We start from the raw sequence: 25,440 nt of genomic DNA on the forward strand, positions 1-25,440 counted from the left end.
GGGCTGAGTTTGCCGGCGTTTGAGGCGCGGGGGTCCGGGGGCTGGTCCCCGTGCCACGGCGCCGCACGGCTCGCACGGGGCGGGACCGCGCCCCCGCAAGGGCCCGGCACCGCCCCGGTCGGCTACGACGTGCGGGGAGCCCGCGTCGCCTTCTTCGCGGCGGCCTTCTTCGCCGGGGCGGCCGCCTTCTTCGCGGCGACGGCCTTCTTCGCGGCCGTCTTCTTCACCGGACGGGCCGACTCGGAGGCTACCGCCTCCAGGACGCGGTCCGCGCCCAGGATGTCCCGCAGGAACTTGCCCGTGTGGCTCGCGCCCACCGACGCGACCTGCTCGGGAGTGCCCTCGGCGACGACGAGACCGCCGCCGTAGCCACCCTCGGGACCCATGTCGACGACCCAGTCCGCGGTCTTGATGACATCGAGGTTGTGCTCGATGACGATCACCGAGTTCCCCTTGTCCACCAGCCCCGACAGCACCTTGATCAGCTTCGAGATGTCCTCGAAGTGCAGACCCGTCGTCGGCTCGTCCAGGACGTACACCGTCCGCCCCGTCGACCGCTTCTGCAGCTCCGACGCCAGCTTCACGCGCTGCGCCTCACCGCCCGACAGCGTCGGCGCCGACTGGCCGAGCCGCACGTACCCCAGCCCGACCTCGTTCAGGGTCTTCAGGTGCCGCGAGATCGTCGGGACCGCCTCGAAGAATCCGGCGGCCTCCTCGATCGGCATGTTCAGGACCTCGGCGATGGACTTGCCCTTGTAGTGGACCTCCAGCGTCTCCCGGTTGTACCGGTCGCCGTGGCAGACCTCGCACGGGACGTACACGTCCGGCAGGAAGTTCATCTCGATCTTGATCGTGCCGTCGCCGGAGCAGTTCTCGCACCGGCCGCCCTTGACGTTGAAGGAGAAGCGGCCCGGCAGGTAGCCGCGCACCTTCGCCTCCATCGTCTCCGCGAAGAGCTTGCGGACGTGGTCGAAGACGCCGGTGTACGTCGCCGGGTTGGACCTCGGGGTCCTGCCGATGGGCGACTGGTCGACGTGCACGACCTTGTCGACGAGGTCGTCGCCGTCGACCCGGGTGTGCCGCCCCGGCACCGACCGCGCGCCGTTGAGCTCGCGGGCCAGGTGCGTGTAGAGGATGTCGTTGACCAGCGTCGACTTGCCGGAGCCCGATACGCCCGTCACCGCCGTGAGCACGCCCAGCGGGAAGGACACGTCGATGTCCCGCAGGTTGTTCTCCTTGGCGCCGTGGACGGTCAGCTTGCGCGTCGGGTCCACGGGGCGGCGTACGTCCGGGAGCGGGATGGACCGCTTGCCGGACAGGTACTGCCCGGTGACCGACTCGTCGTTCGCCAGGAGCTCCTTCAGCGAACCGCTGTGCACGACCTTGCCGCCGTGCTCGCCGGCGCCCGGGCCGATGTCCACGACCCAGTCGGCCACCTTGATGGTGTCCTCGTCGTGCTCGACGACGATGAGCGTGTTGCCCATGTCGCGCAGCCGTACGAGGGTCTCGATCAGGCGGTGGTTGTCGCGCTGGTGGAGGCCGATGGAGGGCTCGTCCAGTACGTACAGCACGCCGACGAGACCGGAGCCGATCTGCGTGGCCAGCCGGATGCGCTGGGCCTCGCCGCCCGACAGGGTGCCGGCGGCCCGGTTGAGCGAGAGGTAGTCCAGGCCGACGTCGACGAGGAAGCGCAGCCGCTCGTTGACCTCCTTGAGGACCCGCTCGGCGATCTTCTTGTCGCGGGCGTCGAGCTTCATGCGTCCGAGGAAGTCCGCGCACTCGCTGATCGACATCGCGGCGACCTCGGCGATGGAGCGGTCCATCACCGTCACCGCGAGCACGATCGGCTTGAGCCGGGTGCCCTCGCAGGTCGGGCAGGGCACCTCGCGCATGTAGCCCTCGAAGCGCTCGCGGCTGGCGTCGCTCTCGGACTCGGAGTGGCGCCGCTTGACGAACGGCACGGCGCCCTCGAAGGCCGTGGTGTAGGCCCGCTCGCGCCCGTACCGGTTGCGGTAGCGGACCTCGATCTGCGTCTTGTGGCCGTAGAGCAGGGCCTTCTTCGCCCGCAGCGGCAGTCCGGCCCAGGCGATGTCGGTGCGGAAGCCCAGCTCCTCGGCGAGCGCGCCGATCAGCCGCTGGAAGTAGTCCTTGGTGTGGCCGAGCGACCACGGGGAGACCGCGCCCTCGTCCAGGGACTTGTCCTCGTCCGGGACGATCAGCTCGGGGTCCACCTCCATGCGCGTACCGATGCCGGTGCACTCGGGGCAGGCGCCGAAGGGCGAGTTGAAGGAGAAGGAGCGCGGCTCCAGCTCCTCGAAGGACAGGTCGTCGTACGGGCAGTAGAGGTGCTCGGAGTACATCCGCTCACGCTCGGGGTCGTCCTCGGCGAGGTCGACGAAGTCCAGGATCACCATGCCGCCGGACAGCCCGAGGGCCGTCTCCACGGAGTCCGTCAGCCGGCGCTTGGCGCCCTCCTTGACGGTGAGGCGGTCGATGACCACCTCGATGGTGTGCTTCTCCTGCTTCTTCAGCGTGGGCGGCTCGGAGAGCTGGATCGTCTCCCCGTCCACCCGGGCCCGGCTGTAGCCCTTGGTCTGGAGGTCGGCGAAGAGGTCGACGAACTCGCCCTTGCGCTCGCGGACCAGCGGCGAGAGCACCTGGAAGCGGCTGCCCTCGGGCAGCGCGAGCACCTTGTCGACGATCGCCTGCGGCGACTGCCGCGAGATCGGCCGGCGGCACTCGGGGCAGTGGGGCTTGCCGATGCGGGCGAAGAGCAGGCGCAGGTAGTCGTAGACCTCGGTGATGGTGCCCACGGTCGAGCGCGGGTTGCGCGAGGTGGACTTCTGGTCGATGGAGACGGCCGGGGAGAGGCCCTCGATGAAGTCGACGTCGGGCTTGTCCATCTGCCCGAGGAACTGGCGGGCGTACGAGGAGAGCGACTCGACGTAGCGGCGCTGGCCCTCGGCGAAGATCGTGTCGAAGGCCAGGGAGGACTTGCCCGACCCGGAGAGTCCGGTGAAGACGATGAGTGAGTCGCGGGGCAGGTCGAGCGAGACGTTCTTGAGGTTGTGCTCGCGAGCGCCACGAACGATGAGACGGTCGGTCACGCCGGTCCGCACCTTTCTTGAGAGAGCGGGGGCACGGGCCCCCGTCCCAGGGTATTGGGGGGCGCCTCTGCGATGGAGTTGGAGACTGAACCCCGAGCGTATAGCACGTGCATTCGATTTCCGGCACTACGCCAACCGCTTCACCCGAACGTGTGGCGAGAACCCTCGACGGACTAGGCTCGTCCACATGATTGATCATGTGCACGACCTGCGATCTGTACGTGAAGCCACGGACCGACTGCTGACCGCGGTCGCGAAGCTGGACAACGCCGCCCTGGCCGAAGAGTCACTTCTCCCCGGCTGGACGCGTGGCCACATCCTGGCCCACCTCGCCCGCAACGCCGACGCCCTGGTGAACGTCTTCGAGGGCCGCCCGATGTACGAGAGCGGCGCCACCCGCGAGGCGGACATCGAGCGCGACTTCGGCCGGCCCCTCCTGGAACAGCTCGAGGACGTCCGGAATTCCGCCGCCCGCTGGGAGGCCGTGGCCGAGCGCCCGCAGGACTGGACCCGCGTCGTGGAGCTGCGCAACGGCGTCACCGACGTCGCCGCCCGCGTCCCCTTCCGCCGCCTGATCGAGGTCGAGCTGCACCACGTCGACCTGAACATCGGCTACGAGCTCACGGACCTCTCCGACGAGTTCACCGACCGGGAGATCGCCTTCCTCGCCGACCGCTGGTCGGGCCGTCCGGACGTGCCTCCCGTGACCCTGCGGACCGCGCTCGGCGAGGTCGGGCACACCGGCGGCACGGAGGGCACCCCCGTGGTCCTCGAGGGCCCCAAGGCCGAACTCCTCGGCTGGCTGGCCGGGCGCGGTCTGCGCGGTGCCCACCTCGCCGTCCTGGCGGGCGACGGTCTCCCGGAGCTCCCCCCGCTCTAGGATCAAGGCATGACGTACACCGGAGAGGTCAAAGTCGGCGGTCCGGCCGACGTGCACGAGCTCGCGGACCTGATGATTTCCAAGGTCGCGGTGGGCTCGATGAACAACAACGCCTACCTGCTGCGTTGCCGGGCCACCGATGAGCAGCTGCTCATCGACGCGGCCGCCGAGGCGGGCACGCTGCTGAGCCTGATCGGGGACGACGGCATCGCGTCCGTCGTCACCACCCACCGGCACGGCGACCACTGGGGCGCGCTCGCCGAGGTGGTCGCGGCCACCGGGGCCACCACCTACGCGGGCGCCCACGACGCCGAGGGCATCCCGGTGAAGACCGACGTCCCGGTGGCGGACGGGGACACCGTGCGCGTCGGACGGGTCGAGCTGACCGCCCGCCACCTGGTCGGCCACACCCCCGGCTCGATCGCGCTGATCTACGACGACCCGCACGGCCACCCGCACGTGTTCACCGGCGACTGCCTCTTCCCGGGCGGCGTCGGCAACACCTGGGGCGACCCGAAGGCCTTCGTCCAGCTCGTCGACGACGTCGAGCACAAGCTCTTCGAGCAGCTGCCGGACGAGACCTGGGTCTATCCGGGCCACGGCAACGACACCACGCTCGGCGCCGAGCGGCCGCACCTGGCCGAATGGCGCGAGCGCGGCTGGTAGCGGGCACCGAATCCGTCAACCTCGTGCCGGACTCCACTCCTTCCGGTCGATGATGGCCGAACGCACGTCCTGAGGGTGCGGGGCGGGGTAATTGCTGCACCATGCAACAGGACCCCTCCCCGGCCACCCCGGCCGTTCCCGCTCCCGGCGCTCCCCCCGCTCCCCCTTCCGGGGCCCCCGCCCCCGCGGCCCCGCGGCCCTCGATGCTCCGGCTCGCCTCGGCCTCCCTCGCCGGCACCGCCATCGAGTTCTACGACTTCTTCGTCTACGGCACGGCCGCCGCCCTGGTGCTCGGCCCGCTCTTCTTCCCCTCCTTCTCGCCGCTCGCCGCCACCCTGGCCGCCTTCGGCACCTTCGGCGTCGGCTTCCTCGCCCGCCCCCTGGGCTCCGCCGTCTTCGGCCACATCGGCGACCGTTACGGCCGCCGCCCGGTGCTGCTCGGCTCCCTGCTGCTCACCGGCCTCGCCACCGTGGCGGTGGGCTGCGTGCCCTCGTACGCCTCCATCGGGGTGGCCGCGCCGATCCTGCTGGTCGTCCTGCGCTTCCTCCAGGGCTTCGGCCTCGGCGGGGAGTGGGGAGGCGCGGTCCTGCTGACCGCCGAGCACGCCCCCGAGGGGCGGCGCGGGCTGTGGGCGAGCTTCCCGCAGATGGGCCCGGCGGTGGGGTTCCTGCTCGCCAACGGGCTGATGCTGACCCTGTCGGGCACCCTCAGCGACGGGCAGTTCGCCGCCTGGGGCTGGCGGGTGCCGTTCTGGGCGGCCGGGGTACTGGCCCTGGCCGGACTGTGGCTGCGCCGCTCGGTGGAGGAGACCCCGCAGTTCCGCGCGCTCGCCGAGACGGGCCGCCGGGCGGACGCCCCGCTGGCCGAGGTCGTACGGGGCCACTGGCGGCTGCTCCTGCTGACCGGCGGGGCACTGGCCGTCGGCTACGCCGTCTTCTACGCGGTCACCACCTGGTCCCTCGCCTATGCCACCGAGCACCTCGGGGTGCACCGCACGGTGATGCTCGCCTGCATCATGGCGGCCGTCGCGGTCAAGGGCCTGGCCACCCCGGCGGTCGCGGTGCTCGGCGACCGCTACGGCCGGCGCCCGCTGTGCCTGGCCGGCTGCGCGGCCTGCGCGCTGTGGATGTTCCCGTTCGTGGCGCTGCTGCGCACGGCCGATCCGCTGCTCATGACGCTGGGGCTGCTCGGCGCCCTGCTCGGCATGGTGACGATGTTCGCGGTGGTGGGCGCGTACCTCCCCGAGCTGTACGCCCCGCGGATCCGCTGCACGGGCGCGGCCGTCGGCTACAACCTCGGCGGGGTGCTGGGCGGCGCGCTGACCCCGATCGCGGCGACGGCCCTGGCGGACGGCTCGGGCCCGCCCTGGGCCGTCGCGGTGTACCTGACGGCGATCTCCTCGGTCTCGCTGGTCTGCTTCGCGCTGCTCCCGGAGACGAACCCGGTGGTCGTGCGGCAGCGCGAGGCCGGGGACGCGAAAACGGGGGCGGCCGAAGCGGCCGCCCCCGTGTAGCCCACCGGGCCGTCCGGCGCGTCTAGGCGCCGATGCTCTCCTGCTCGGCGGCGGCGGCCTCGGCCGCCGCCTGCTTCTTCGAGGCGATCAGGCTGGTGATCGTGGTGATCACCAGGACTCCGCAGATGACGCCCAGCGAGACCGGGATGGAGATCTGCGGGACGTGCACGCCGGACTCGTGCAGGGCGTGCAGCACGAGCTTGACGCCGATGAAGCCGAGGATGACGGAGAGGCCGTAGCTGAGGTGGACCAGCTTCTTGAGCAGTCCGCCGATGAGGAAGTACAGCTGGCGCAGACCCATCAGGGCGAAGGCATTGGCGGTGAAGACGATGTACGGGTCCTGGGTGAGGCCGAAGATCGCGGGGATCGAGTCCAGGGCGAACAGCACGTCCGTGGTGCCGATGGCGAGCATGACGACCATCAGCGGGGTCAGGATGCGCTTGCCGTTGTTCCGGATGAAGAGCTTCGTGCCGTGGTAGCGGTCGGCGACGCCGAACTTCTTCTCGATCGACTTGAGGAGGCGGTTCTCCTCGAATTCCTCTTCCTCCTCGTCCTTGCGGGCTTCCTGGATCAGCTTCCACGCGGTGTAGATGAGGAACGCGCCGAAGATGTAGAAGACCCACGAGAAGGTGGTGATGATCGCGGCGCCGGCGGCGATGAAGATCGCGCGCAGGACGAGGGCGATCAGCACGCCCACCAGCAGCACGCGCTGCTGGAGGTGGGAGGGGACCGAGAACTTCGCCATGATCAGGACGAAGACGAACAGGTTGTCCACGCTCAGGGACTTCTCGGTGATGAAACCGGCGAAGAATTCCTGGGAAGCCTGGCCGTGCCCGAAGAACAGCAGGCCGAGACCGAAGAGCACGGCGAGGGCGATCCAGACGATCGTCCAGGTGCCGGCTTCCTTCATGGAAACGTCGTGGGGTTTGCGGCCGATGAAGAAATCGGCGCCGATGAGGATGCCCAGACCGAGGATGGTCAGCACCCAGAGGGTCAACGAAACGTCCACTATTTACATGCCTCCGGCAGATGGCTCAGCACTTTGTCAGCGTCATCGCTGCCGGAGGTCTCTTCCACCCGGACGGCCAGGAGGCCACGGGCCGGCGCCCCGGGACCGATTGCAGTCCGTATTGACGGGCACGCCGTAGCAGGAAAGCAGGAATACTCCCCTCCGCACTCATAAGCGTACCGGTCTCGGACGCATAAGGTAAAGGGGAACCCAAGAACTGGTCAGCGGCCGGTCATCCGGAACGGGACGGCCGGCCGCCGCGGGCCGCTACCCGGCGGCCCGCCTGGCCGCCGCGACCCGCTCCAGCGCCTGGTCGAGGACCCGACTGCCCTGCGGGGGCAGGTCCGGCTCGAAGGTCCAGGCGTGGTGGACCCACGGATCGGCGAGGTGGTTGTCCGGGACCGGCGAGAGCCTCATCAGTGAACGCCACAGCGGATCCAGCAGCGGCCCGTAGGCCGAGGCCTCGTCACGGTCAGCGACCATCAGCAGGTGCACGCCGACCGCCGGACCCTCGTCGGCGAGATAGCGCAAACGGGTGACGGCACGGTCGTCGAACCCGTGCGGGAAGTCGTGCACGACCAGCAGCTGGTCCGAGGTGTCCACATCCGGCGGCAGGTCCTCGGGAGCCCCGGCCCGCACCGCCATCTGTACGAGGTCCACGCGCCGGGTCAGCCGCTCCAGGGTCTCGGTGACCCCGGCGGCCCCGGCGGCCGGCGGACCGGCCAGCACCCCGGCGCGCACCAGCGGAGCCAGCGAGGCGGCTCCGGCGCCGGCCGCGTCGATGACGTGGACGGAGAACCGGTCGGCGGGATGGGCGGCGAGCAGCCGCGCGGCGTGCGCGACGGCCATGTCCATCGCGGCCCGGCGCAGCCGGTCGGTGTCCATGGCCATTGCGGCCTCGGAGCCGGTGCGGCCGTTGTCGATCCACAGGCCGCGCTCGAGCGGCACCCGGACCAGCATGGGGATGCGCAGACCGGGCCGCTCGGGCAGGTGCAGATCGCCCAGGCGCAGCGCCAGCGGGCTCTCGGCGGGCACGGCGTGCGCGTGCCAGACGGGGTTGTCCCAGCGGGCGTACGAGGCCGGCAGCGCGGGCTCGACCACCTCGGACTCGGCGGTGAGCTGGACGAGGTCGCGGTCGAGGACGGCCTGCGCCTGCGCGACCAGCTCGTCGCGGCGGGCCCGGGCGGTGTCGCGGGCGGCGTTGCCGGAGCCGCCGAGGCGGTGGCGGGGGTCGGACAGCGCCTCGTCGAGCTCGCGGTCCATCCGGGAGTCGGCGAACTCGACGGCGCCGCGGTAGGCGGCGACGGAGCGGGCCAGGTCCTCGAACATGCCCCAGACCTGGTTGTAGAGCCGCTCCTCCATGGACCAGCCGCTCGCGTCCCCGGCGACGGGGCGCGGCTGCTCGCCGGGCGGGGGCGGCGCGGCGGGGCGCGGGGCGGGCTCGGGCGGTTCGGTGCTGGTGCGCCGGCGCGGGTGGGAGTAGCTGATGGTGGGCGGGCCGCCGGCGGTGTCCGCGGCGGGGGCGGCGGCGTACGGGGTTCCGGAGACCGGGATCTGCTCCGGCGGCGTGGCGGCGGCCGGGGCGTTCTGCGGGGCGGGTTCGGCCGCCGGGGCCCGCAGGCCGCGCGGCACGGTCGGGGCCGGTCCGCCGGGCACGGCCGCCAGGGTGACGTCCCCGGTCGCCGTCACGCCCATGGCGGCGGCGGCCAGCTCGGCGGCCGCCGGGGCGGGCAGGCCCGCGTCGGCCAGGAGCGCGCCGAGTCCGCCGGCGTATCCCTGGCCGACGGCACGGACCTTCCAGGCTCCCTGGCGCCGGTACAGCTCCAGGGCCACGACGGCGGTCTCGGACTCCAGGCCCGTCAGCGTGTACCCGGCGAGCTCGGCGCCCTCCGGGTCGGCCACGGACACGTAGGAGGCCGGGACCGCGCCGAAGCGGGCCGGACCGCCGGGCGGCAGGACCAGCACGAGGCCGACCCGGTGCACGGCCGGTCCGACCGCGTCGAGGTCGACCACCATGCTGTGCCGCCCCGAGACGGCCCCGGGCACTTCCAGACCCGGCAGGGCGGGGGCACCGGGATGGGCCAGCGCCTCGGGGCCGGCGAGCCGGCCCTCGTCGTCGCCGACCTGGGCCAGGGCGAGCACGGGTGTGCCCGCCGAGACCCTGATCTCCACCCGGCTCCGGGACAGGGGGTGGTTCTGCCCCCGGACCAGTTCGGCCGTCATCGTGCAGCCCCTCCCCCGTACCCGTTCTTCTGCCGTGCCGTCGTCGGTCGCGCTCTGCTTCGTGGTGCCCGGTCCGTCTACAGGTGCGGCAGGATCGCCGGCATCAGGTCCTGGAACGTACGGCCGTTGGCCGGGTTGCCGAGGGCCGTCATCTGCCAGCCGCCGCCGACGCGCGACACCTTCGCCATGATCTGCGCCGTGTACTGGCCGCCGCCGTCGAGGGTGTAGCGGGCCAGCTCCTGGCCGTTGGTCTCGTCGACGATGCGGCAGAACGCGTTCTGCACCTCCTGGAACGTCTGGCCGGTGAAGGAGTTCACCGTGAAGACGATCTGGTCGATGTGCACTGGAACGCGCTGCAGGTCGACGAGGATCGACTCGTCGTCCCCGCCCTGGCCGACGCCGCCGACGAGGTTGTCGCCGGTGTGCCGGACCGAGCCGTCGTCGCTCTGCAGGTGCCGGAAGAACACGACGTCGACGGGCTGCTTGTCGGCGAAGAGTACCGCCGAGGCGTCGAGGTCGATCTCCCGGGTCCGCGAGCCGAACAGCCCCCGGCGCTTGGCCGCCTGCCAGCCGAGGCCCATCCGGACCGCGGTCAGCGTGCCCCCGTCCGCCTTCTGCAGACTGATGGCCTGACCCTTGGTCATGTTGACCGTCACGCGCTGTCCCCTCTCCATAGCCCTCCCCCGATGGGGGTGCGCAGCGTGTACCTGCGGCTGTGTCCCAACCCTACTGACCGCCCCCGGGTCAGGCGAGGCCCGCTTCCTTCATCTGTCGCAGCTCCTTCTTCAGTTCGCCCACCTCGTCCCGGATCCGGGCCGCGACCTCGAACTGGAGCTCCGCCGCGGCCCCGCGCATCCGCTCGGTCATCTGCTCGATCAGCGCGGCCAGTTCGGCGGCGGGACGGTCGGTCAGCACCTCGCCGCCCTTGGCCCCCTTGGCCCCGGCCTTGCCGCCCGACTTGGCCGCGGACGCCTTGCCGCCCAGTGCGGGCACCGGCGCCTTGAGGGCCTTGCCGTCCTTCGTCTGCCGGTAGCCGGTGCCGAGGAGCTCCTCGGTGTCGAGTTCCTCGCGGGCGATGGTGGCGACGATGTCGTTGATCTTCTTGCGCAGCGGCTGCGGGTCGATGCCGTTGGCCGTGTTGTAGGCGACCTGCTTCTCCCGGCGGCGGTTGGTCTCGTCGATCGCCTGGGCCATCGCCGGGGTGATGCTGTCCGCGTACATGTGGACCTGGCCGGAGACGTTGCGCGCCGCGCGGCCGATGGTCTGGATCAGCGAGGTCCCCGAGCGCAGGAAGCCCTGCTTGTCCGCGTCGAGGATCGCCACGAGGGAGACCTCGGGCAGGTCGAGGCCCTCGCGCAGCAGGTTGATGCCGACCAGGACGTCGTACTCGCCGGCCCGCAGTTCGCGCAGCAGCTCGATGCGGCGCAGGGTGTCCACGTCGCTGTGCAGGTAGCGGACCTGGATGCCGAGCTCCAGGAAGTAGTCGGTGAGGTCCTCGGCCATCTTCTTGGTGAGGGTGGTGACCAGGACCCGCTCGTCCTTCTCGACCCGCTGGCGGATCTCGTGCACCAGGTCGTCGATCTGGCCCTCGGTGGGCTTGACCACGACCTCCGGGTCGATGAGGCCGGTGGGGCGGATGATCTGCTCGACGAAGCCGTCGCCGCGCGAGAGCTCGTACTTCCCGGGGGTGGCCGAGAGGTAGACCGTCTGGCCGATCCGCTCCTGGAACTCCTCCCACTTCAGCGGCCGGTTGTCGAGCGCGGACGGCAGCCGGAACCCGTGGTCGACCAGGGTCCGCTTGCGGGAGGCGTCGCCCTCGTACATCGCGCCGATCTGCGGCACCGTGACGTGCGATTCGTCGATGACGAGGAGGAAGTCCTCGGGGAAGTAGTCGATGAGCGTGTTGGGCGCGGAGCCGCGCTCGCGGTCGTCCATGTGCAGCGAGTAGTTCTCGATGCCGGAGCAGGACCCGATCTGGCGCATCATCTCCAGGTCGTAGGTGGTGCGCATGCGCAGCCGCTGGGCCTCCAGCATCTTGCCCTGCTTCTCCAGCTCCGCGAGGCGCTCGGCGAGCTCGGCCTCGATGCCGGCGATCGCCTTCTCCATGCGCTCGGGGCCGGCGACGTAGTGGCTGGCCGGGAAGACGTACAGCTCGCGGTCCTCGCTGATCACCTCGCCGGTCAGCGGGTGCAGGGTGGACAGCGCCTCGATCTCGTCGCCGAACATCTCGATGCGGACGGCCAGTTCCTCGTAGACCGGGAAGATCTCGATGGTGTCGCCGCGCACGCGGAACGTGCCCCGGGTGAAGGCCACGTCGTTGCGCGTGTACTGGATGTCGACGAAACGGCGCAGCAGCTGGTCCCGGTCCATCTCCTCGCCGACCTTGAGGGGGACCATCCGGTCGACGTACTCCTGCGGGGTGCCGAGGCCGTAGATGCAGGACACGGAGGCGACGACGATGACGTCGCGCCGGGTGAGGAGGGAATTGGTCGCGGAGTGGCGCAGCCGCTCCACCTCCTCGTTGATCGAGGAGTCCTTCTCGATGTAGGTGTCCGACTGCGGTACGTACGCCTCGGGCTGGTAGTAGTCGTAGTACGAGACGAAGTACTCGACGGCGTTGTTCGGCAGGAGCTCGCGGAACTCGTTCGCCAGCTGGGCCGCGAGCGTCTTGTTGGGTGCCATCACCAGCGTGGGCCGCTGGAGCTTCTCGATCATCCAGGCGGTGGTCGCCGACTTGCCGGTGCCGGTCGCGCCGAGCAGCACGACATCCTTCTCACCTGCGCGGATGCGCTTCTCCAGCTCGGCGATGGCCGCCGGCTGGTCGCCGCTGGGCTGGTAGGAGCTGACGACCTCGAAAGGCGCCACCGTGCGTTCGATCTTCGATACGGGCCGCATGGGTCAACCGTACGACCCCGCACTGACAGCCGGTGCTTCCCCGGTCCGGCCGGCCCGTGCGGTTCTGGTCCGTTTGTCGTAGTTCGGTGGCGGCCCCGCGATCTTCAACCCCATGATCGCCGTACCCGGCTCTCCCCTGAAAGGGCGTCGAGAACGCATCGCCGAAAGTGCATCGCCGCAACGAATGCCGCCCCGCGCCCGTTTGACGGCCGGAGCAGGGCTCACGACCCGAGGAGAACGCGCATGTACGTCCGATCCGCCACCGCGGCCACGGCCACCTTCCTGGGACTCGCACTCACCGTGTTCGGGTCGGCCGCCGCCTCGGCCCTCCCCGGCCCGGACTGGCTCTCCAACCCGATCGTGTACGCCCACCGGGGGGCTTCCGCGTACGCCCCGGAGAACACCCTCGAAGCCGTCGACCTGGCCATGCGGCTGGGCTTCGACTGGGTGGAGAACGACGTCCAGCGCACCAAGGACGGCGAGCTCGTGGTGATCCACGACGAGACCCTGGCCCGTACGACCGACGTCGAGCAGGTGTTCCCCGACCGCAAGCCCTGGCGTGTCAAGGACTTCACGGCCGCCGAGATCGCCCGGCTGGACGCGGGCAGCTGGTTCGGCCAGGAGTTCGCGGGCGCCCGGGTGCCGACCCTGCGTGAGTACATGGACCGGGTCCAGCGCAACCAGCAGCGGCTGCTCCTGGAGATCAAGAACCCCTGGCTCTACCCCGGGATCGAGGAGCAGACCCTTCGCGTCCTCGACGAGACCGGCTGGCTCGAGGCGAACCACGTGAACCGCCGCCTGGTGGTCCAGAGCTTCAGCGCCGACTGCGTCCGCACCGTGCACCAGCTGCGCCCGGACCTGGTGACGGCCTACCTCGGCACCCCGGCCGTCGCCGACCTGGCGCGGTACGCGCAGTTCACCGACCGGATCAACCCCTGGCACACCACCATCTCCGGCGACTGGGTGGCGGCGGTGCACGGGCTGGTCGGCCCCCACGGCAAGGCCATGGAAGTGGACACCTGGATCGTCGACGACGCGGCCACCGCCCGGAAGGTCCAGGACATGGGCGTGGACGGGATCATCACCGACAAGCCCGATGTCGTACGGGAGGCGGTGGGCGGCTACTGACCGGTCCCCGCAACCGGCCCGGCCTGTCGGTGGCGGGCCGTACGGTGAAGGGGTGGACAATCTCGAGCCCCGCGGGCCGCACCTCGAATGGACCGTCGTCCCCAGCGACATCGGGCCACTGCTCCTGGCCGCGACCCCGGAGGGCCTCGTCCGGATCGAGTTCCATGCCGAGCCGGACCGGGTCGACGGGATGATCGGCTCGCTGATCTCCCGGCTCGGCGCCGACGCCCTGCATCCGGCACCGGGCGAGGAGGTCCTGCTGGCCGAGCCGATACGCCAGCTGACCGCATACTTCGCCGGGACCCTGCGGCGCTTCGAACTGCCGCTGGACTGGCGGCTCAGCTCCGGCTTCAACCGGCAGGTGCTGCTGGAGCTCGACCGCTCCGTGCCGTACGGGGCGGTCGTGGGGTACGGCGAGCTGGCGGCCCGGGTCGGCCAGCCGGGCGCCGCCCAGGCCGTGGGCAGGGCCATGGGGTCGAATCCGCTGCCGCTGGTGGTGGCCTGCCACCGGGTCGTGGAGAACGACGGCGGCATCGGCGGCTTCGGCGGCGGCGTGGAAACCAAACGCACCCTCCTGGCCCTGGAGGGCGTCCTCCCCCAGCCCCTGTTCTGACCCCTCACACCCGAATCCGGCCCCGCCGGCGATCCTCCGGCGTTCGAGGCGACCGTCCGGCCCCGCCGGCGTTCGAGGCGCGGGGTCCGGGGCGGAGCCCCGGGGAACGGGCGAAGGGCGGGGAGGGGACCAGCCCCCGCAGGGCACGCACCGCCCACCCACCGCCCCCGCGCCGCAGGCACCCCGCACGGGGCCGAATCCCGGTTCCCCCACGCGGTGCGGGGTGGGAAACTGCGGCAGTGACCACTCCTGCCACCGCACCCGCAGCCGCGATACCTCCCGGCCCCCACCACCGGTGTACCGCGTGACCGCCCTACGCAGTACCGGCCTCCCCACCCCGCCGGTCACCCCCGCGGACCTGCCCCGCCTGCGCCGCCGGACCTCGGGCGTGCTGATCGCCGGCCAGATCCTGGGCGGTATCGGCGTCCCGATCAGCATCGCCCTGGCCCCGGTCCTGGCCACCGAGGTCAGCGGCACGGAGTCGCTGTCCGGATTCGCCTCCACCGCCGCGGTGATCGGCACCGCCCTGGTCTCGCTCCCGCTCGCCGCGCTGATGACCGCGCGCGGCCGCCGGCCCGGTCTGGTCCTCGCCTACGTGATCGGCGCGGCCGGCGCGGCCCTCGTGGTCCTCGCCGCCTCGGTGAAGAGCTTCCCGCTCCTGATGCTCGGCATGGCCGCCTTCGGCGCCGCCTCCTCCGCGAACCTCCAGGCCCGCTTCGCCGCCGCCGACCTCGCCGAGCCCGACCACCGCGCCCGGGCGATCTCCGTCGTGGTCTGGGCCTCCACCATCGGCGCGGTCCTCGGTCCCAACCTCTCCGCCCCGGCCAGCCGCAGCTTCGCCGGCACCTCCATACCCCAGACGGCGGGCCCCTTCGTATGGGCCGGCGCCGTCTTCCTGCTCACCGCCGGGCTGATCGCCGTATTCCTGCGCCCGGACCCGCTGCTGACCGCCAGGGCGCTCGCCCCGGCCGAGGAGCAGACCCGCGCCGGGCGCTCGCTGCGCGCCGGGTTCGCGGCCGTCAAGGCCTCGCCCAGGGCCCGGCTCGCCCTGGTCACCATCGCGGTGTCGCACACCGCCATGGTCTCGATCATGGTGATGACCCCGATGGACCTGGGCCACCACGGCGCCGATCTCCAGCTCATCGGCCTGGTCATCAGCGTGCACATCGCCGGCATGTTCGCCTTCTCGCCGGCCATGGGCTGGCTCGCCGACCGGCTCGGCCGGCTCGCGGGCATCGGCCTTGCCGCCGGTCTGCTGTCGACCGCCGCGCTCCTCGCGGGCACGGCCGGCGGCAGCCACGCCCAGAGCATGGCCGGCCTCTTCCTGCTCGGCCTCGGCTGGTCCGCCGGCATGGTGTCCGGCTCCGCGCTGCTGACCGACTCGGTGCCGCAGCCCGCGCGTGCCGCCGTACAGGGCCTGAGCGACCTCACGATGAACACGGCCGCCGGCGTGGGCGGTGCGGCCGCCGGCCTGATCATGTCCCAGGCGGGCTACGGCTGGCTCAACGCGGTCGGCGCCGCGCTGCTGCTGCCGATGGCGGCGCTCGCGCTCTTCACCTCGCGCCGCCACCCCGTGCGGACCCCGTCGAAGGCCCCGTCCAATGCCGCCGCGCAGGCGGGGCCGCCCGAGGGTCAGTAACTGATGTGGTAGGCCTTGCGGAGCGTCTCGTGGACGGTCCAGACGGTCTTGTCGCCCTCCCGCAGCACACACGCGGAACCGGGCCCGACCTCCAGCGTCGCGCCGCCCTCGACCTCGATGGTGGCGCGGCCGCTGACCACCACGAACAGCTCGTCGGCCTCGGTGTCGGTGACGACGCCCGGGGTGATCTGCCAGATCCCGCGCACCTGGGAACCGTCCGCCGCCTCCCACAGCACCTTGCCCGTCACGACGGGCTCGCCGGAGAGGATCTGCGCCGGGTCGAGCTCCTCGGCCTCCAGCTCGGAGTCGGGGAGGTCCACGACCGAGACGGCGAAGGAGGCGGGGGCGGGGGTGTCGCTGTGATCACTGGTGCTCATGGCCCGAGCCTAATCCGGGCACCCGGCCCCTCGCGGTGACCACTGCGTCCAGCGCGCGCCCGCCCCACCCGTCACCCTGTCGAGCGGTCTGCCACCCGCGGCGCCGGAACCGCGCGGGATCCGGATGCCGTGCGGGAACAAGATCCGGACGGGTTCGCACCGTGCCGCGATCCGGCGTTTGGAGCCCCCGATCCCGTGCCAGGGATGGGGACATGTCACAGCACACAGCATCTGAGCTCTCGTTCCCGGTCCCGGTCCTGTCGGAGGAGGTGCGCGAGGCGCTCGCCCGCCGGCAGCCCGTCGTGGCGCTGGAGTCGACGATCCTCTCGCACGGCCTGCCCCGCCCGCGCAATCTGGAGGTGGGCAGGGAACTGGAGGAGCTGGTCCGGTCCGAGGGAGCCGTCCCGGCGACGATCGCGGTCATCGACGGAGTGGCCCACGCCGGGCTCGACAAGGCCCGGCTGGAGCGGATCGCCACCGTCGAGGGCGTGCGCAAACTGGGCCACCGGGATCTGGCGCCCGCCCTGGCCACGGGCGCCACGGGCGCGACGACGGTCTCCGCGACGGCCTTCCTGGCCGCGCGGGCGGGGCTGCGGGTCTTCGCCACGGGCGGGCTGGGCGGCGTACACCGGGAGTGGACCCGGTCGCAGGACGAGTCCGCGGACCTCGCGCTGCTGGCGCGGACGCGGATCACGGTCGTGTGCGCGGGGGTGAAGTCGATCCTGGACGTACCGGCGACCCTGCAGCGGCTGGAGACCCTGGGCGTGGGCGTGCTGGGGTACGGGACGGATCGTTTCCCCGGGTTCTACCTGGCCGATTCCGGCGAGCCGGTGGAATGGACCGTGGAGAGCCCGGAGCAGGTCGCGTCGGTGATGGCCGCCCAGGACGCCCTCGGCGGCCCGGAGTCGGCCCTGCTGGTCGCCAATCCGGTGCCGGAGGCGGAGCAGTTGGATCCGGAGCTGCACGACCGGGTCCTGGCCGAGGCGCTGTCGGAGTGCCGGGAGCGGGGAATCACGGGGCAGGCGGTGACACCGTTCCTGCTGGGGTTCTTGGTGCGCGCGACGGACGGGGCCTCCCTGGAGGCCAATCTCGCGGCGGTACGGGGCAACGTGCGCCTCGGGGCCCGGATCGCGCGGGCCTGGGCGGCCCGGCCGTGACGGCCGCACCCGTGCCCGGCTCGGACGGCGTGCCCGGGCCGGTGCCCGGGGCGCTGCTGGTCGTCGGGGACGTGGTGACGGACGTCGTGGCGATACATACGGAGCCCCTGGCTCCGGCCACCGACACCCCGGCCCGCATCCGGACCCTGCCGGGCGGCGCCGGGGCCAACGCGGCCTGCTGGGCGGCCCGTACGGGCACCGCGGAGGTACGCCTCCTCGCGCGGGTCGGCTCCGAATCGGCCCGGTGGCACGAGCGGGCGCTGCTCGACGCGGGGGTGCGCCCGCGGCTGGTCATCGATCCGGCCGAGCCGACCGGGACCGTGGTCGCGCTGGTCGGCAAGGACGCGGAGCGCACCTTCCTGACCGACAGCGGGGCCTCGCTGCGCCTGTCCCCCGCCGACTGGGAGCCCGAGCTGCTGGACGGGGCCGCCCATCTCCACCTGTCCGGTTATCTGTTCTTCGCCGACACCAGTCGGGAACTGGCCCTGGTGGCACTGCGGGCCGCCCGTGCGCGCGGGGTGCCGGTGAGCGTGGATCCGGCTTCGGCGGGGTTCCTGGCCGCGCTGGGTCCGGAGCGCTTCCTGGCCGCCGTGGCGGGGGCCGGCGTACTCCTGCCCAACGAGGACGAGGCCCTGCTGCTGGCGGGTCCGACGAAGGAGTCCGGGGCGGCCGCGGTCGCCCGGGCGGCGGCGGAGCTGAGCCGGCGGGTGCCGCTGGTGGTGGTCACCCGGGGCGCGGCGGGCGCGCTGATCGCCGAGGACGGCCGGGTGACGGCGGAGGTGGCGGCCGAGACCGCCGAGGCGGTGGACTCCACGGGCGCCGGGGACGCCTTCACCGGCGGCTTCCTCGCGGCCCGGCTGGCGGGCGCGGGCTCGGCGTGGGCCGCCGGGGCCGGTTGCCGGGCGGCGGCGCGGGCGGTGACCCGGCTGGGCGGGCGGCCGTAGTCGGGACACCCCCTCGGGACGGGAGACCGTCGGCCGCGCCGGTGGGTGCTACGACGACGTGTACTCCTGGTCCATCCAGTCGATCACGCCCGCGCCGTTCAGGTGGTAGCGGAAGACCCGGCCCTGGTCGGGGTGGGCGGCCAGCCAGTCGATGAGCTGCTGGAGCGTGATCGGCTGGCTCAGCGGGCTGTCGACGACCGGGGTGACGGCCGTGATCTTGGCGTCCTCGGCAATGTTGAGGAAGGTCTCCTTGCCCACCACGTCGAAGGGGGCGGCGTCCATACCGGGCGCCGCGCAGCCCCAGTTGCCGTGCTTGACGATCAGGCTGTGCGCCCCGCCTTCGGGGGTGTAGCGGTAGACGGCCACCTCGTCGGGCGAGATCGGCATCTTGTGGTCGCAGCCGGAACCGGGCGCCGGCGTCTTGGCCTTGCCCGTCGCGGTGGCGCTCGGAGCGGGCTTCGACGCGGACTTCGAGGCCGCCGGCGTGGCCGAAGGGGTGGCGGTGGGCGTGGCCGTGACCGAAGGGGTGGCGGAGGCGCTCGGACCGGCGGCTCCCGCCCCGGCGTCCTCGTCGTCACCGCCGCAGCCGGTGAGGGCCAGGGTTGCGCACAGGGCGAGCACGGTGAGCGCGGCCTGCCCGCGCGTCCGTCTCCGGTCCCGAACTCGTTCGCCGTGTCCGCGCATTGCCGTCTCCCTCTGCCAAGGCGCCACCGGGGTGGCCGCCGTCGAAGCGTGCCGTCAACGTAGCGCCGGGTATCGGCCGGGGCGATGGCTGGAACCGTTCGTCACCGTGCCGGGATGCCCTTGTTGCGGTTCGGGGACCTCCGTGACGGGGCGCGGGCGGCGCGCGACACTCCGAGGTGCTCCGAGGTGCTCCGAGGTGCCGTGCGGTGCTCCGCAGGCGCAGGGCGTGGTCCGCTTCACTCGTCGCGCGCTCCCCGCAGGCCCGTCCAGGCCGGGTGGCGCGGGTCGTCGGCCCGGACCAGTACGTCGGCCAGGGCCGCCGGCCCGGTCTCGGCCTCGTAGCGCGCGAAGGCGGGCAGGGTCCAGCGGGCGGATTCCTCGGTCCGGCGGGCGAGCGCCCCCGGGGAGAGGCTGACGTGGACACTGAGGTCGAAGGGGAACCAGTGACCCAGGAGCAGCGGGCCGTGCACGATCAGCACCCCGCCGGGCGGGAGTTCGGCGTAGGGGCTGCGGGTCGCCCGGTCGGTCGCCGGGTCCCAGAGGTCCGGCAGGACCCGGCCGCTGCCGCCGGGGTCGGTCGGGCCGAAGACCTCGCGCCAGAGCGCGGCCGTGTCGTACCAGCCCCCGAGGTAGGAGTCCACGTCCTCGCGCCCGAACTCGAACCGCAGGGAGGCCGGGCGCAGGAAGCCCTCGGCCGCCACCACCAGGACCGGACGGCCGCGCGGGCGCAGGGCGTCGGCGAGCTCGCCCGCGAGGACGCCGGTGCGGGCGGCGGGCGCGCCGTCGATGCCCACCCGCTGCCAGACGCCCGCGCTCGCACCTCCCCCGCCGTCTCCGCCCGCACCGTCTCCGCCCGCGCCCGCGCCCTCGCCGTTACGCCCGCCCTCGTCGAGGTGACCGGCGAGCCGCTCGGCCATCCGCTGCCATGTGATCGCTTCCAGCTGCACGAGCCCATTGTCAGTGGTGGCCCCTAACGTTTTTGAAGAGGGATCACCGGCGCACAGGGGGCCGGCGGCCCGGCCTTGGGGAGGGGTCTGTCATGGCGCGGGAGACGACGTATCTGGAGCTGTCGCAGGAGGACGGCGGTGCCCACAAGTTCTACGAGGTGACCGTCGACGGCACCTCCGTCTCGGTGCGGTACGGGCGCATCGGCGCGGACGGCCAGCTGCAGAACTCCTCGTTCCCGACCGTGGAGAAGGCACGGGCGGCGGCCGCCAAGAAGGTCGGGGAGAAGGTCCGCAAGGGCTACGCCCCGGCGGTACGGGGCGTACGCGCGGCCCGGTCGGTGACGCGCCGCCAGGTGACGGCCACTCCCTCGACGGCGCGCGCGGTCGCCCCGGTGCTGTGGCGGTTCCGCACGGGATCCTCCGCCTTCGGCATCCACGTGGACGAGGACCGCTGCTGGGTCGGCAACCAGGCCGGCGACGTCTACACCCTGAGTCACGGCGGCGAGGTACTGGCCCGCTACTCGCTGCCGGACGGGGTGAAGTGCCTGGTGGCGGACGAGTTCTGGATATACGCGGGCTGCGACGACGGCACGGTGTACGACCTGTCGTCGAAGGTGCCGTTCGGGGCGTACGACATCGCGGCCGACGTGGACATCTTCTGGCTCGACATCCACGAGGGCGTGCTGAACGTGTCGGACGCCAACGGCGGGCTGACGGTGATCGACCACGAGGACGAGTTCCAGTGGTCCCGGCGCTCGGACGGCGCCCACGCCTGGATGGTGCGGGCGGACGAGCGGGCCGTCTACCACGGCCACAACAAGGGCGTGACGGCCTACGCGCCGGACGGCGGGCGGCAGTTGTGGCACACGCCGACCAACGGCTCGGTGCTGTTCGGCTGGCAGGAGGACGACGCCGTGTTCGCGGGGACCGGCCGCAACGCCGTACAGCGGCTGTCGAAGGCGACGGGCGCGGTGGAGGCCTCCTACCAGTGCGACGCGGCCGTGTACTCGTGCGCGACCTCACCGGACGGCCGGCACGTCTTCGCCGGCGACCTCGCCTCGTCGGTGTACTGCTTCGACGCCGACGGGCGGCGGCTGTGGAAGCTGGGCACCGGCAGCGGGGCCGCGCTGTCCATGCAGTACCTGGACGAGCGGCTGTACCTGGTGACCACCGACGGATCGCTGGTGTGCGTGGACGCGAGCGAGGCGGCGATCGCCGCGGCCCGCGAGGGGTCGGTGCCGACGGCGGTGGATGTGAAGTCGGCGGCCGCCCTGCCCGTGTTCACCCCGGCGGCTTCCCCGGCCGCGGTGGCGACGGTGTCGGTGGCCTCGGTGCCCGCGGGCGGCGTGGTCGTGGAGTGCGTCCAGCAGGGCGGCCGGGTGCGCGTCCAGGTGGTGTCCGGAGGCTTCGAGCCCTCCTGGAACGTGCAGTTCCCGCGCGGGATCCGGGAGGCCGGCGCCCGGTACGTGGTGGACGGGCTGCACGCGGCGTCCGGAGGCTTCTACCGCGTGCGCGGGGAGATACGCCGGCTGGTCTGACCCGGTTCGCGGCCGGCCGCTGCCGCCGTGCCGCGCGCGGCGGGCCGGTTCACCGGGTGCGGGCGGGACACGCGCACGGCGCGGCTCCGGGCGGCGCCTCGGCGGGCAGCGCGAAATCGTCGCCCTCGGCGAGGGCGACGGTCACGTGGAGCACGACGGGGGCCTTGCCGAGGTTGCGACCGAGGTGGACGTGGTGGATACCGGCCGGCTCGACGAAGCCGTCTCCCACGTGGTGCACCATGACCGTGCCGTCGTGGAGGATCCGGGTCAGCGTGCCGGACTTGACCACCGCGATCAGCGGGACGCGGTGGTAGTGCCAGCCGGTGCAGCCGCCCGGCTCCATGGTGATCTCTCTCGCCAGGAGATCGGAGGCGAGCTGTTCCTTGGGGCGCCGGCCCGTCGCCTGCGGGCGCCGTGCCGTTGCCTGCCTTCCAGCCATGTCTTTCCTCCTCCATGGACCCGACCCGGCCCACTCGTTTCACGGTAGGAGGACATCACGACATCGGGGAAGGCTATGTGAAAGCGCAACCAGCCATGCCTACAAGGTGATATACGGCCCGGACGGCGGTATCACATCGGCATGAGCCTGGTCGTTTTCGAGTCGATGAAGCAGATCCACTGCGCGGAATGCAGGCGGGGACCGCTACGGCATCTCGTCCGCGAGGCCGGCGTGCCCCGCTGCCTGGACTGCGCCGACCTCGGACACCTCGTGTACCTGCCGCGCGGGGACACCGCCCTCACCCGTCGCGCCCACGAGGCCAGTTCGCTCTCCGCCGTCGTCGTCCGCTTCCACAAGCGCCGCCGCCGCTACGAGCGCCAGGGCCTCTTCGTCGAGGACGCGGCCCTGGCCCGCGCGGAGCGCGCCTGTCTCGCGGACGCCGAGGCACGGGCCCGGCGCCGGGAGCGTGACCGGCTGCGCCGCGCGGCCGAGGACACCCGGTTCACGGCGGCCTTCGCCGCGGAGATCCTGCGGCTGTTCCCCGGGTGCCCGGCCGACCGGGCGCAGGCCATCGCCGCGCACGCCTCGGTGCGCGGCAGCGGCCGGGTGGGGCGCAGCGCGGCCGGCCGGGTCCTCGACGAGTCCGCCGTGTCGGCGGCGGTACGGGCGGCCGTGCGCCACCTGGACACCGAGTACGACGCCCTGCTGATGTCGGGCGTCCCCCGCTTCGCCGCCCGGGCCCGGCTGCGGCCGCGCATCGACGCGATCCTGGACGGCTGGCGGGCGGCGGACGCGGCGGCTTCGCGGCCGTCCCGTCCCTCCCCGCCCGCCCAGTCGGCCCAGCCGTCCCGGGCCTCCGGGACTTCCCGGGCCGCTAGTTGAGCCGGAAGCGGCGGTAGAGCAGCACGCCGCCGAGCAGCAGGGCTCCGCCGCCGGACAGCAGGTAGCCGACTTCACCGGCCCCGGTGTGGGCGAGCGCCACGGGACCCCGCGGCGGGGCCGGCGGGGTGACGGGCCGCACGGTGACGGGCGGCTGGGCGGGCTCGGTGCCGGGGGTGGTGCCGTTGACGGAGGTGTTGCCTGAGGAGGGGTTGCCCACGCCGACGACGCTCACCGAGTTGCCGCTGATGTTCACGGGAACCTCGACCGGGAGCTGGAGCCCGTTGCCGGACAGCAGCCCGGGAGAATCCTTTCCGCGCCCCTGTGCCACCGCTCCCCCTCCGTTCCCCGCACCGTTTCCGGCGCCGGGTTTCGAGGGGTGCGAGGACTGGGACTGCTGTGGGGAAGACGGATGGGAGGGACGCGGACCGGGCCGTCCGGGCCCGCCGTCGCCCGGCGCCTCGTTGGCGCACCGGTTGCCCGCCGCCGAGTTGAGCACGCCGACCACGCTCACGGTGTTCCCGCACACGTTGACCGGCGTGTGCACCGGCAGCTGCACCAGGTTCCCCGACAGCAGCCCCGGCGAACGCTCGGCCCGCCCGCCGGCGTCCGCGTCGGCGTGAGCGAGGCCGCTCACTCCCGCGACCGCCAGTCCACCCCCCGCAACCACCGCCGCGATCAAGCCATTCCGACGACTGTGACGCATCAGTTTTCCTGCCTTCCGGAGGAGTCCACGGGCGTTGCACCCGTACCGGAAACAACGCGGTAAACCCGTTCGGGTTATAGAGCCGGTAGGCATTTCACTCCATCGTGTACTGGGTAATCCCTACTTCATGACTCGCCCGCTGCTGCTCCTCGACGTGGACGGCCCCCTCAACCCCTTCCGGTCCGCCCTCGCGGGTCTCCGCGGATACTCCGGCCACCGGATGTGGCCCACGGTCTGGATGTCCTACCGCGAACCGGGTTCCCGCCGCGCCCGGCGCGGGCTGCGGGTGCGCCTGCACCCGGCGCACGGCGCCCGCCTGCTGGACCTGCCCTACGAACTGACCTGGGCCACCACCTGGATGCACGAGGCGAACACGATGATCGCCCCGCACATAGGACTACCCGCTGATCTTCCAGTCATCGAATGGCCGGAACTCTTCGCCCGCGACCCCGACGGCATCTCCTGGAAGACCCGCCACCTCATCGAGTGGGCGGCCGGCCGCCCCTTCGCCTGGGTCGACGACATGATCACGCCCCGCGACCGCGCCTGGGTGGCCGCCCACCACCCGGCCCCGGCCCTGCTCCTGCGCATCCACCCCCGAAGGGGCCTGCGCGAGAGCGACTTCACCACCCTGCGCCGCTGGGCCGCCGGGCTCACCCCAGAAGAGCGGTGACCGGGTCCGTGGCAGGGCGGCCCTTGGGCCACCAGTCGTCGTCGCCCAGGCGGTTCTCGTAGGCGTACCAGAGGCCGTCCCGTCCGAGGCGGAGCTGGCGGCTGGAGCCCGTGAGGCGGTTGCGCTCGGGACGGAACGAACCCTGCGACGCGGCGAGCAGAGCCGGCCGGGCCCGGTCGAAGGGGCCGGCCGGCGGGTCCCACGGCTCCTCCAGGGCGAGCAGGGCGGGCAGGCCTCCCTGCCGCCAGGCGGCCGCGCCCCGGGCCAGGTCGGTCTTGCTGCGGCCCGTGGCGAAGGCCAGGTCCCGGTAGAGGGCGCGGGCCGCGCCGGTGAGCCCGGCCGTGTGGTGCGCCGAGGCCAGCCGGACGGCGTCCTGCCAGCGGGTCAGCCCGGCCATCGGGTCCTCGCCGGTGGTCAGCAGGGCCAGGGCGCGGGCGGCCGCGTCCCCGGCGAGCTGGTCCAGGGCGAGCGGGTCCGGGGCGGCCGGGTCGGACGGGTAGGCGGGCGGCACCCCGACGGCGGCGGGCGCCGCGAGCGGGGCGGGCAGCAGCGGCAGGACGGCCCGGCCGAGCGCCGCCCGGGCCGGCACGCCGGGGAAGTCCGGTGCCGCATCGGGCTGTTCGCGCGCCGCGTGGGCGGCGTTGCGGCGGGTGAGCTCCTCCAGCAGCTCCCTTTCGCCGCGCCCGCGCAGGAGCAGCAGGACGAAGGGGTCGCCGTCCAGGAGGCGGGCCGCGCGGTAGCAGAGGGCGGCCGCGTGCTTGCAGGGCGGGCGGCCGACGTCCGGGCAGGAGCACTGCGCCCCGAGCTCGCCCGCGCCGGGCAGGACCGTCTGCGCGAGCGACTCCGGCACCTCCCGCTCCAGCAGGGCGGCGAGCGCCGTCGGATCGGCCGCGACGGTCTCCAGGAGCTCGCGCCACTCGGCGTCCGTGAAGGCGGGCAGGGACAGTTCGGTGCGGTACGGGCGCGGCCGGCTGCCCCGTACGTAGGCCACGATCCGGCCCGGCGTGACGGTGACGGCGTCGACGTGGCCCTCGGCCGCGTACGTCCGCCCGCGGACCAGGCGGGCTCCGTCGCCGGCCACCGATTCGAGCGCCGACACCCAGGCGCGGCCCCACCAGCTGACGGCCTCCACCCCGGGGGGCACGGTCTCGAAGGTGCGGCGGCGGTCGTCCCGCGCGGTGATCATGCGGGCCTGCGCAGGGAGACGAGGTCGGCCAGCTCTCGGTCGGTCAGCTCCGTCAGGGCCGCCTCGCCGGAGCCGAGCACGGCATCGGCCAGGGCCCGCTTCGCCTCCAGCATCTCGGCGATCCGGTCCTCGACGGTGCCCTCCGCGATGATGCGGTGGACCTGGACGGGCTGGGTCTGGCCGATGCGGTAGGCGCGGTCGGTGGCCTGTTCCTCGACGGCCGGGTTCCACCAGCG

Annotated in this window: 22 protein-coding genes and 1 pseudogene; 11 read left to right on the forward strand and 12 right to left on the reverse strand. The window is 72.7% G+C overall.

Going from position 1 to position 25,440, the window contains the following annotated elements; genetic code table 11:
• Positions 1-122 precede the first annotated feature (122 nt).
• Entirely contained in the window at positions 123-3,107 is a 2,985-nt protein-coding gene (uvrA, locus tag ACWGDE_RS15850; RefSeq protein ID WP_453389568.1) for an excinuclease ABC subunit UvrA, read from the reverse strand.
• A gap of 187 nt (positions 3,108-3,294) precedes the next feature.
• On the opposite strand from uvrA, the gene ACWGDE_RS15855 reads away from it, so the two are divergent.
• The 3 genes from ACWGDE_RS15855 to ACWGDE_RS15865 all read left to right on the forward strand — a co-directional run bounded on the left by ACWGDE_RS15855 (position 3,295) and on the right by ACWGDE_RS15865 (position 6,167).
• Positions 3,295-3,987 (forward strand): maleylpyruvate isomerase family mycothiol-dependent enzyme, encoded by a 693-nt coding sequence (locus ACWGDE_RS15855; RefSeq protein ID WP_453389569.1) that lies wholly within the window; start codon positions 3,295-3,297, stop codon positions 3,985-3,987.
• Between the two features lie 9 nt (positions 3,988-3,996).
• Entirely contained in the window at positions 3,997-4,653 is a 657-nt protein-coding gene (locus ACWGDE_RS15860; protein WP_453389570.1) for an MBL fold metallo-hydrolase, read from the forward strand.
• Positions 4,654-4,856: 203 nt separating this feature from the next.
• Positions 4,857-6,167, forward strand: coding sequence for an MFS transporter (locus ACWGDE_RS15865; RefSeq protein WP_453389588.1), 1,311 nt, complete (start codon positions 4,857-4,859; stop codon positions 6,165-6,167).
• 22 nt (positions 6,168-6,189) lie between these two features.
• On the opposite strand, the gene ACWGDE_RS15870 is transcribed toward ACWGDE_RS15865, so the two are convergent.
• From ACWGDE_RS15870 to uvrB, 4 genes are all read right to left on the reverse strand, one after another.
• Positions 6,190-7,176: a TerC/Alx family metal homeostasis membrane protein gene (locus ACWGDE_RS15870; RefSeq protein ID WP_453389571.1), complete on the reverse strand. Its 987-nt coding sequence runs from the start codon at positions 7,174-7,176 to the stop codon at positions 6,190-6,192.
• Between the two features lie 267 nt (positions 7,177-7,443).
• Positions 7,444-9,399, reverse strand: coding sequence for a TerD family protein (locus ACWGDE_RS15875; RefSeq protein WP_453389572.1), 1,956 nt, complete (start codon positions 9,397-9,399; stop codon positions 7,444-7,446).
• 77 nt (positions 9,400-9,476) lie between these two features.
• Positions 9,477-10,055: a TerD family protein gene (locus tag ACWGDE_RS15880; protein ID WP_008741089.1), complete on the reverse strand. Its 579-nt coding sequence runs from the start codon at positions 10,053-10,055 to the stop codon at positions 9,477-9,479.
• An 88-nt stretch (positions 10,056-10,143) separates the two neighbouring features.
• Positions 10,144-12,294, reverse strand: a complete 2,151-nt coding sequence (gene uvrB, locus ACWGDE_RS15885; protein ID WP_453389573.1) for an excinuclease ABC subunit UvrB — start codon at positions 12,292-12,294, stop codon at positions 10,144-10,146.
• A 243-nt stretch (positions 12,295-12,537) separates the two neighbouring features.
• Here uvrB and ACWGDE_RS15890 point away from each other — a divergent pair, with 243 nt between their 5' ends.
• From ACWGDE_RS15890 to ACWGDE_RS15900, 3 genes are all read left to right on the forward strand, one after another.
• Positions 12,538-13,422 (forward strand): glycerophosphodiester phosphodiesterase, encoded by an 885-nt coding sequence (locus ACWGDE_RS15890; protein ID WP_453389574.1) that lies wholly within the window; start codon positions 12,538-12,540, stop codon positions 13,420-13,422.
• A 52-nt stretch (positions 13,423-13,474) separates the two neighbouring features.
• Complete coding sequence (locus tag ACWGDE_RS15895) at positions 13,475-14,035, forward strand: methylated-DNA--[protein]-cysteine S-methyltransferase (RefSeq protein ID WP_453389575.1); 561 nt, start codon at positions 13,475-13,477, stop codon at positions 14,033-14,035.
• Positions 14,036-14,339: 304 nt separating this feature from the next.
• The gene (locus ACWGDE_RS15900) at positions 14,340-15,674 is read left to right on the forward strand and encodes an MFS transporter (protein ID WP_453389576.1); all 1,335 of its coding nucleotides are present in this window, start codon (positions 14,340-14,342) and stop codon (positions 15,672-15,674) included.
• Here the strand turns inward: ACWGDE_RS15900 and ACWGDE_RS15905 are convergent.
• Positions 15,668-16,051 (reverse strand): cupin domain-containing protein, encoded by a 384-nt coding sequence (locus tag ACWGDE_RS15905; RefSeq protein ID WP_453389577.1) that lies wholly within the window; start codon positions 16,049-16,051, stop codon positions 15,668-15,670. The two genes, ACWGDE_RS15900 and ACWGDE_RS15905, sit on opposite strands and share 7 nt — an antisense overlap.
• Positions 16,052-16,263: 212 nt before the next feature.
• Here ACWGDE_RS15905 and ACWGDE_RS15910 point away from each other — a divergent pair, with 212 nt between their 5' ends.
• Both ACWGDE_RS15910 and ACWGDE_RS15915 read left to right on the forward strand, forming a co-directional pair.
• Positions 16,264-17,208, forward strand: coding sequence for a pseudouridine-5'-phosphate glycosidase (locus ACWGDE_RS15910; protein WP_453389578.1), 945 nt, complete (start codon positions 16,264-16,266; stop codon positions 17,206-17,208).
• Entirely contained in the window at positions 17,205-18,152 is a 948-nt protein-coding gene (locus tag ACWGDE_RS15915; RefSeq protein ID WP_453389579.1) for a carbohydrate kinase family protein, read from the forward strand. The genes ACWGDE_RS15910 and ACWGDE_RS15915 overlap by 4 nt, the downstream gene beginning before the upstream one ends.
• Before the next feature lie 48 nt (positions 18,153-18,200).
• Here ACWGDE_RS15915 and ACWGDE_RS15920 read toward each other — a convergent pair whose 3' ends face one another.
• Both ACWGDE_RS15920 and ACWGDE_RS15925 read right to left on the reverse strand, forming a co-directional pair.
• Complete coding sequence (locus tag ACWGDE_RS15920; protein WP_453389580.1) at positions 18,201-18,836, reverse strand: hypothetical protein; 636 nt, start codon at positions 18,834-18,836, stop codon at positions 18,201-18,203.
• A 236-nt stretch (positions 18,837-19,072) separates the two neighbouring features.
• A complete protein-coding gene (locus ACWGDE_RS15925) occupies positions 19,073-19,783 on the reverse strand; it encodes a uridine kinase (protein ID WP_453389581.1) in 711 nt (236 codons plus the stop codon).
• 92 nt (positions 19,784-19,875) lie between these two features.
• On the opposite strand from ACWGDE_RS15925, the gene ACWGDE_RS15930 reads away from it, so the two are divergent.
• Complete coding sequence (locus ACWGDE_RS15930; RefSeq protein ID WP_453389582.1) at positions 19,876-21,321, forward strand: WGR domain-containing protein; 1,446 nt, start codon at positions 19,876-19,878, stop codon at positions 21,319-21,321.
• 49 nt (positions 21,322-21,370) lie between these two features.
• Here the strand turns inward: ACWGDE_RS15930 and ACWGDE_RS15935 are convergent, their stop codons facing one another.
• Positions 21,371-21,760: a cupin domain-containing protein gene (locus ACWGDE_RS15935; RefSeq protein WP_453389583.1), complete on the reverse strand. Its 390-nt coding sequence runs from the start codon at positions 21,758-21,760 to the stop codon at positions 21,371-21,373.
• Between the two features lie 141 nt (positions 21,761-21,901).
• Here ACWGDE_RS15935 and ACWGDE_RS15940 point away from each other — a divergent pair, with 141 nt between their 5' ends.
• Complete coding sequence (locus tag ACWGDE_RS15940; protein ID WP_453389584.1) at positions 21,902-22,642, forward strand: DUF2293 domain-containing protein; 741 nt, start codon at positions 21,902-21,904, stop codon at positions 22,640-22,642.
• Here ACWGDE_RS15940 and ACWGDE_RS15945 read toward each other — a convergent pair.
• Positions 22,635-23,276, reverse strand: coding sequence for a chaplin (locus ACWGDE_RS15945; protein WP_453389585.1), 642 nt, complete (start codon positions 23,274-23,276; stop codon positions 22,635-22,637). The two genes, ACWGDE_RS15940 and ACWGDE_RS15945, sit on opposite strands and share 8 nt — an antisense overlap.
• A gap of 196 nt (positions 23,277-23,472) precedes the next feature.
• Between ACWGDE_RS15945 and ACWGDE_RS15950 the strand changes: the two genes are divergently transcribed.
• The gene (locus ACWGDE_RS15950; protein ID WP_453389586.1) at positions 23,473-24,018 is read left to right on the forward strand and encodes a hypothetical protein; all 546 of its coding nucleotides are present in this window, start codon (positions 23,473-23,475) and stop codon (positions 24,016-24,018) included.
• Here the strand turns inward: ACWGDE_RS15950 and ACWGDE_RS15955 are convergent.
• Positions 23,999-25,204, reverse strand: coding sequence for an SWIM zinc finger family protein (locus ACWGDE_RS15955; RefSeq protein WP_453389587.1), 1,206 nt, complete (start codon positions 25,202-25,204; stop codon positions 23,999-24,001). The genes ACWGDE_RS15950 and ACWGDE_RS15955 overlap by 20 nt on opposite strands.
• Positions 25,201-25,440: pseudogene (locus tag ACWGDE_RS15960) on the reverse strand (DEAD/DEAH box helicase); the annotation flags it as partial. The gene ACWGDE_RS15955 and the pseudogene ACWGDE_RS15960, both read right to left, overlap by 4 nt.

The organism is Streptomyces sp. NPDC054956, from assembly GCF_053609185.1.

What these genes read in the sequence shown, in the direction of transcription:
- ACWGDE_RS15855 (WP_453389569.1), top strand. Translation starts at nt 3,295, where the DNA reads ATGATTGATCATGTGCACGACCTGCGATCTGTACGTGAAGCCACGGAC.
- ACWGDE_RS15860 (WP_453389570.1), top strand. Translation starts at nt 3,997, where the DNA reads ATGACGTACACCGGAGAGGTCAAAGTCGGCGGTCCGGCCGACGTGCAC.
- ACWGDE_RS15865 (WP_453389588.1), top strand. Translation starts at nt 4,857, where the DNA reads ATGCTCCGGCTCGCCTCGGCCTCCCTCGCCGGCACCGCCATCGAGTTC.
- ACWGDE_RS15875 (WP_453389572.1), bottom strand. Translation starts at nt 9,399, where the DNA reads ATGACGGCCGAACTGGTCCGGGGGCAGAACCACCCCCTGTCCCGGAGC.
- uvrB (WP_453389573.1), bottom strand. Translation starts at nt 12,294, where the DNA reads ATGCGGCCCGTATCGAAGATCGAACGCACGGTGGCGCCTTTCGAGGTC.
- ACWGDE_RS15890 (WP_453389574.1), top strand. Translation starts at nt 12,538, where the DNA reads ATGTACGTCCGATCCGCCACCGCGGCCACGGCCACCTTCCTGGGACTC.
- ACWGDE_RS15905 (WP_453389577.1), bottom strand. Translation starts at nt 16,051, where the DNA reads ATGAGCACCAGTGATCACAGCGACACCCCCGCCCCCGCCTCCTTCGCC.
- ACWGDE_RS15910 (WP_453389578.1), top strand. Translation starts at nt 16,264, where the DNA reads ATGTCACAGCACACAGCATCTGAGCTCTCGTTCCCGGTCCCGGTCCTG.
- ACWGDE_RS15920 (WP_453389580.1), bottom strand. Translation starts at nt 18,836, where the DNA reads ATGCGCGGACACGGCGAACGAGTTCGGGACCGGAGACGGACGCGCGGG.
- ACWGDE_RS15930 (WP_453389582.1), top strand. Translation starts at nt 19,876, where the DNA reads ATGGCGCGGGAGACGACGTATCTGGAGCTGTCGCAGGAGGACGGCGGT.
- ACWGDE_RS15935 (WP_453389583.1), bottom strand. Translation starts at nt 21,760, where the DNA reads ATGGCTGGAAGGCAGGCAACGGCACGGCGCCCGCAGGCGACGGGCCGG.
- ACWGDE_RS15940 (WP_453389584.1), top strand. Translation starts at nt 21,902, where the DNA reads ATGAGCCTGGTCGTTTTCGAGTCGATGAAGCAGATCCACTGCGCGGAA.
- ACWGDE_RS15950 (WP_453389586.1), top strand. Translation starts at nt 23,473, where the DNA reads ATGACTCGCCCGCTGCTGCTCCTCGACGTGGACGGCCCCCTCAACCCC.
- ACWGDE_RS15955 (WP_453389587.1), bottom strand. Translation starts at nt 25,204, where the DNA reads ATGATCACCGCGCGGGACGACCGCCGCCGCACCTTCGAGACCGTGCCC.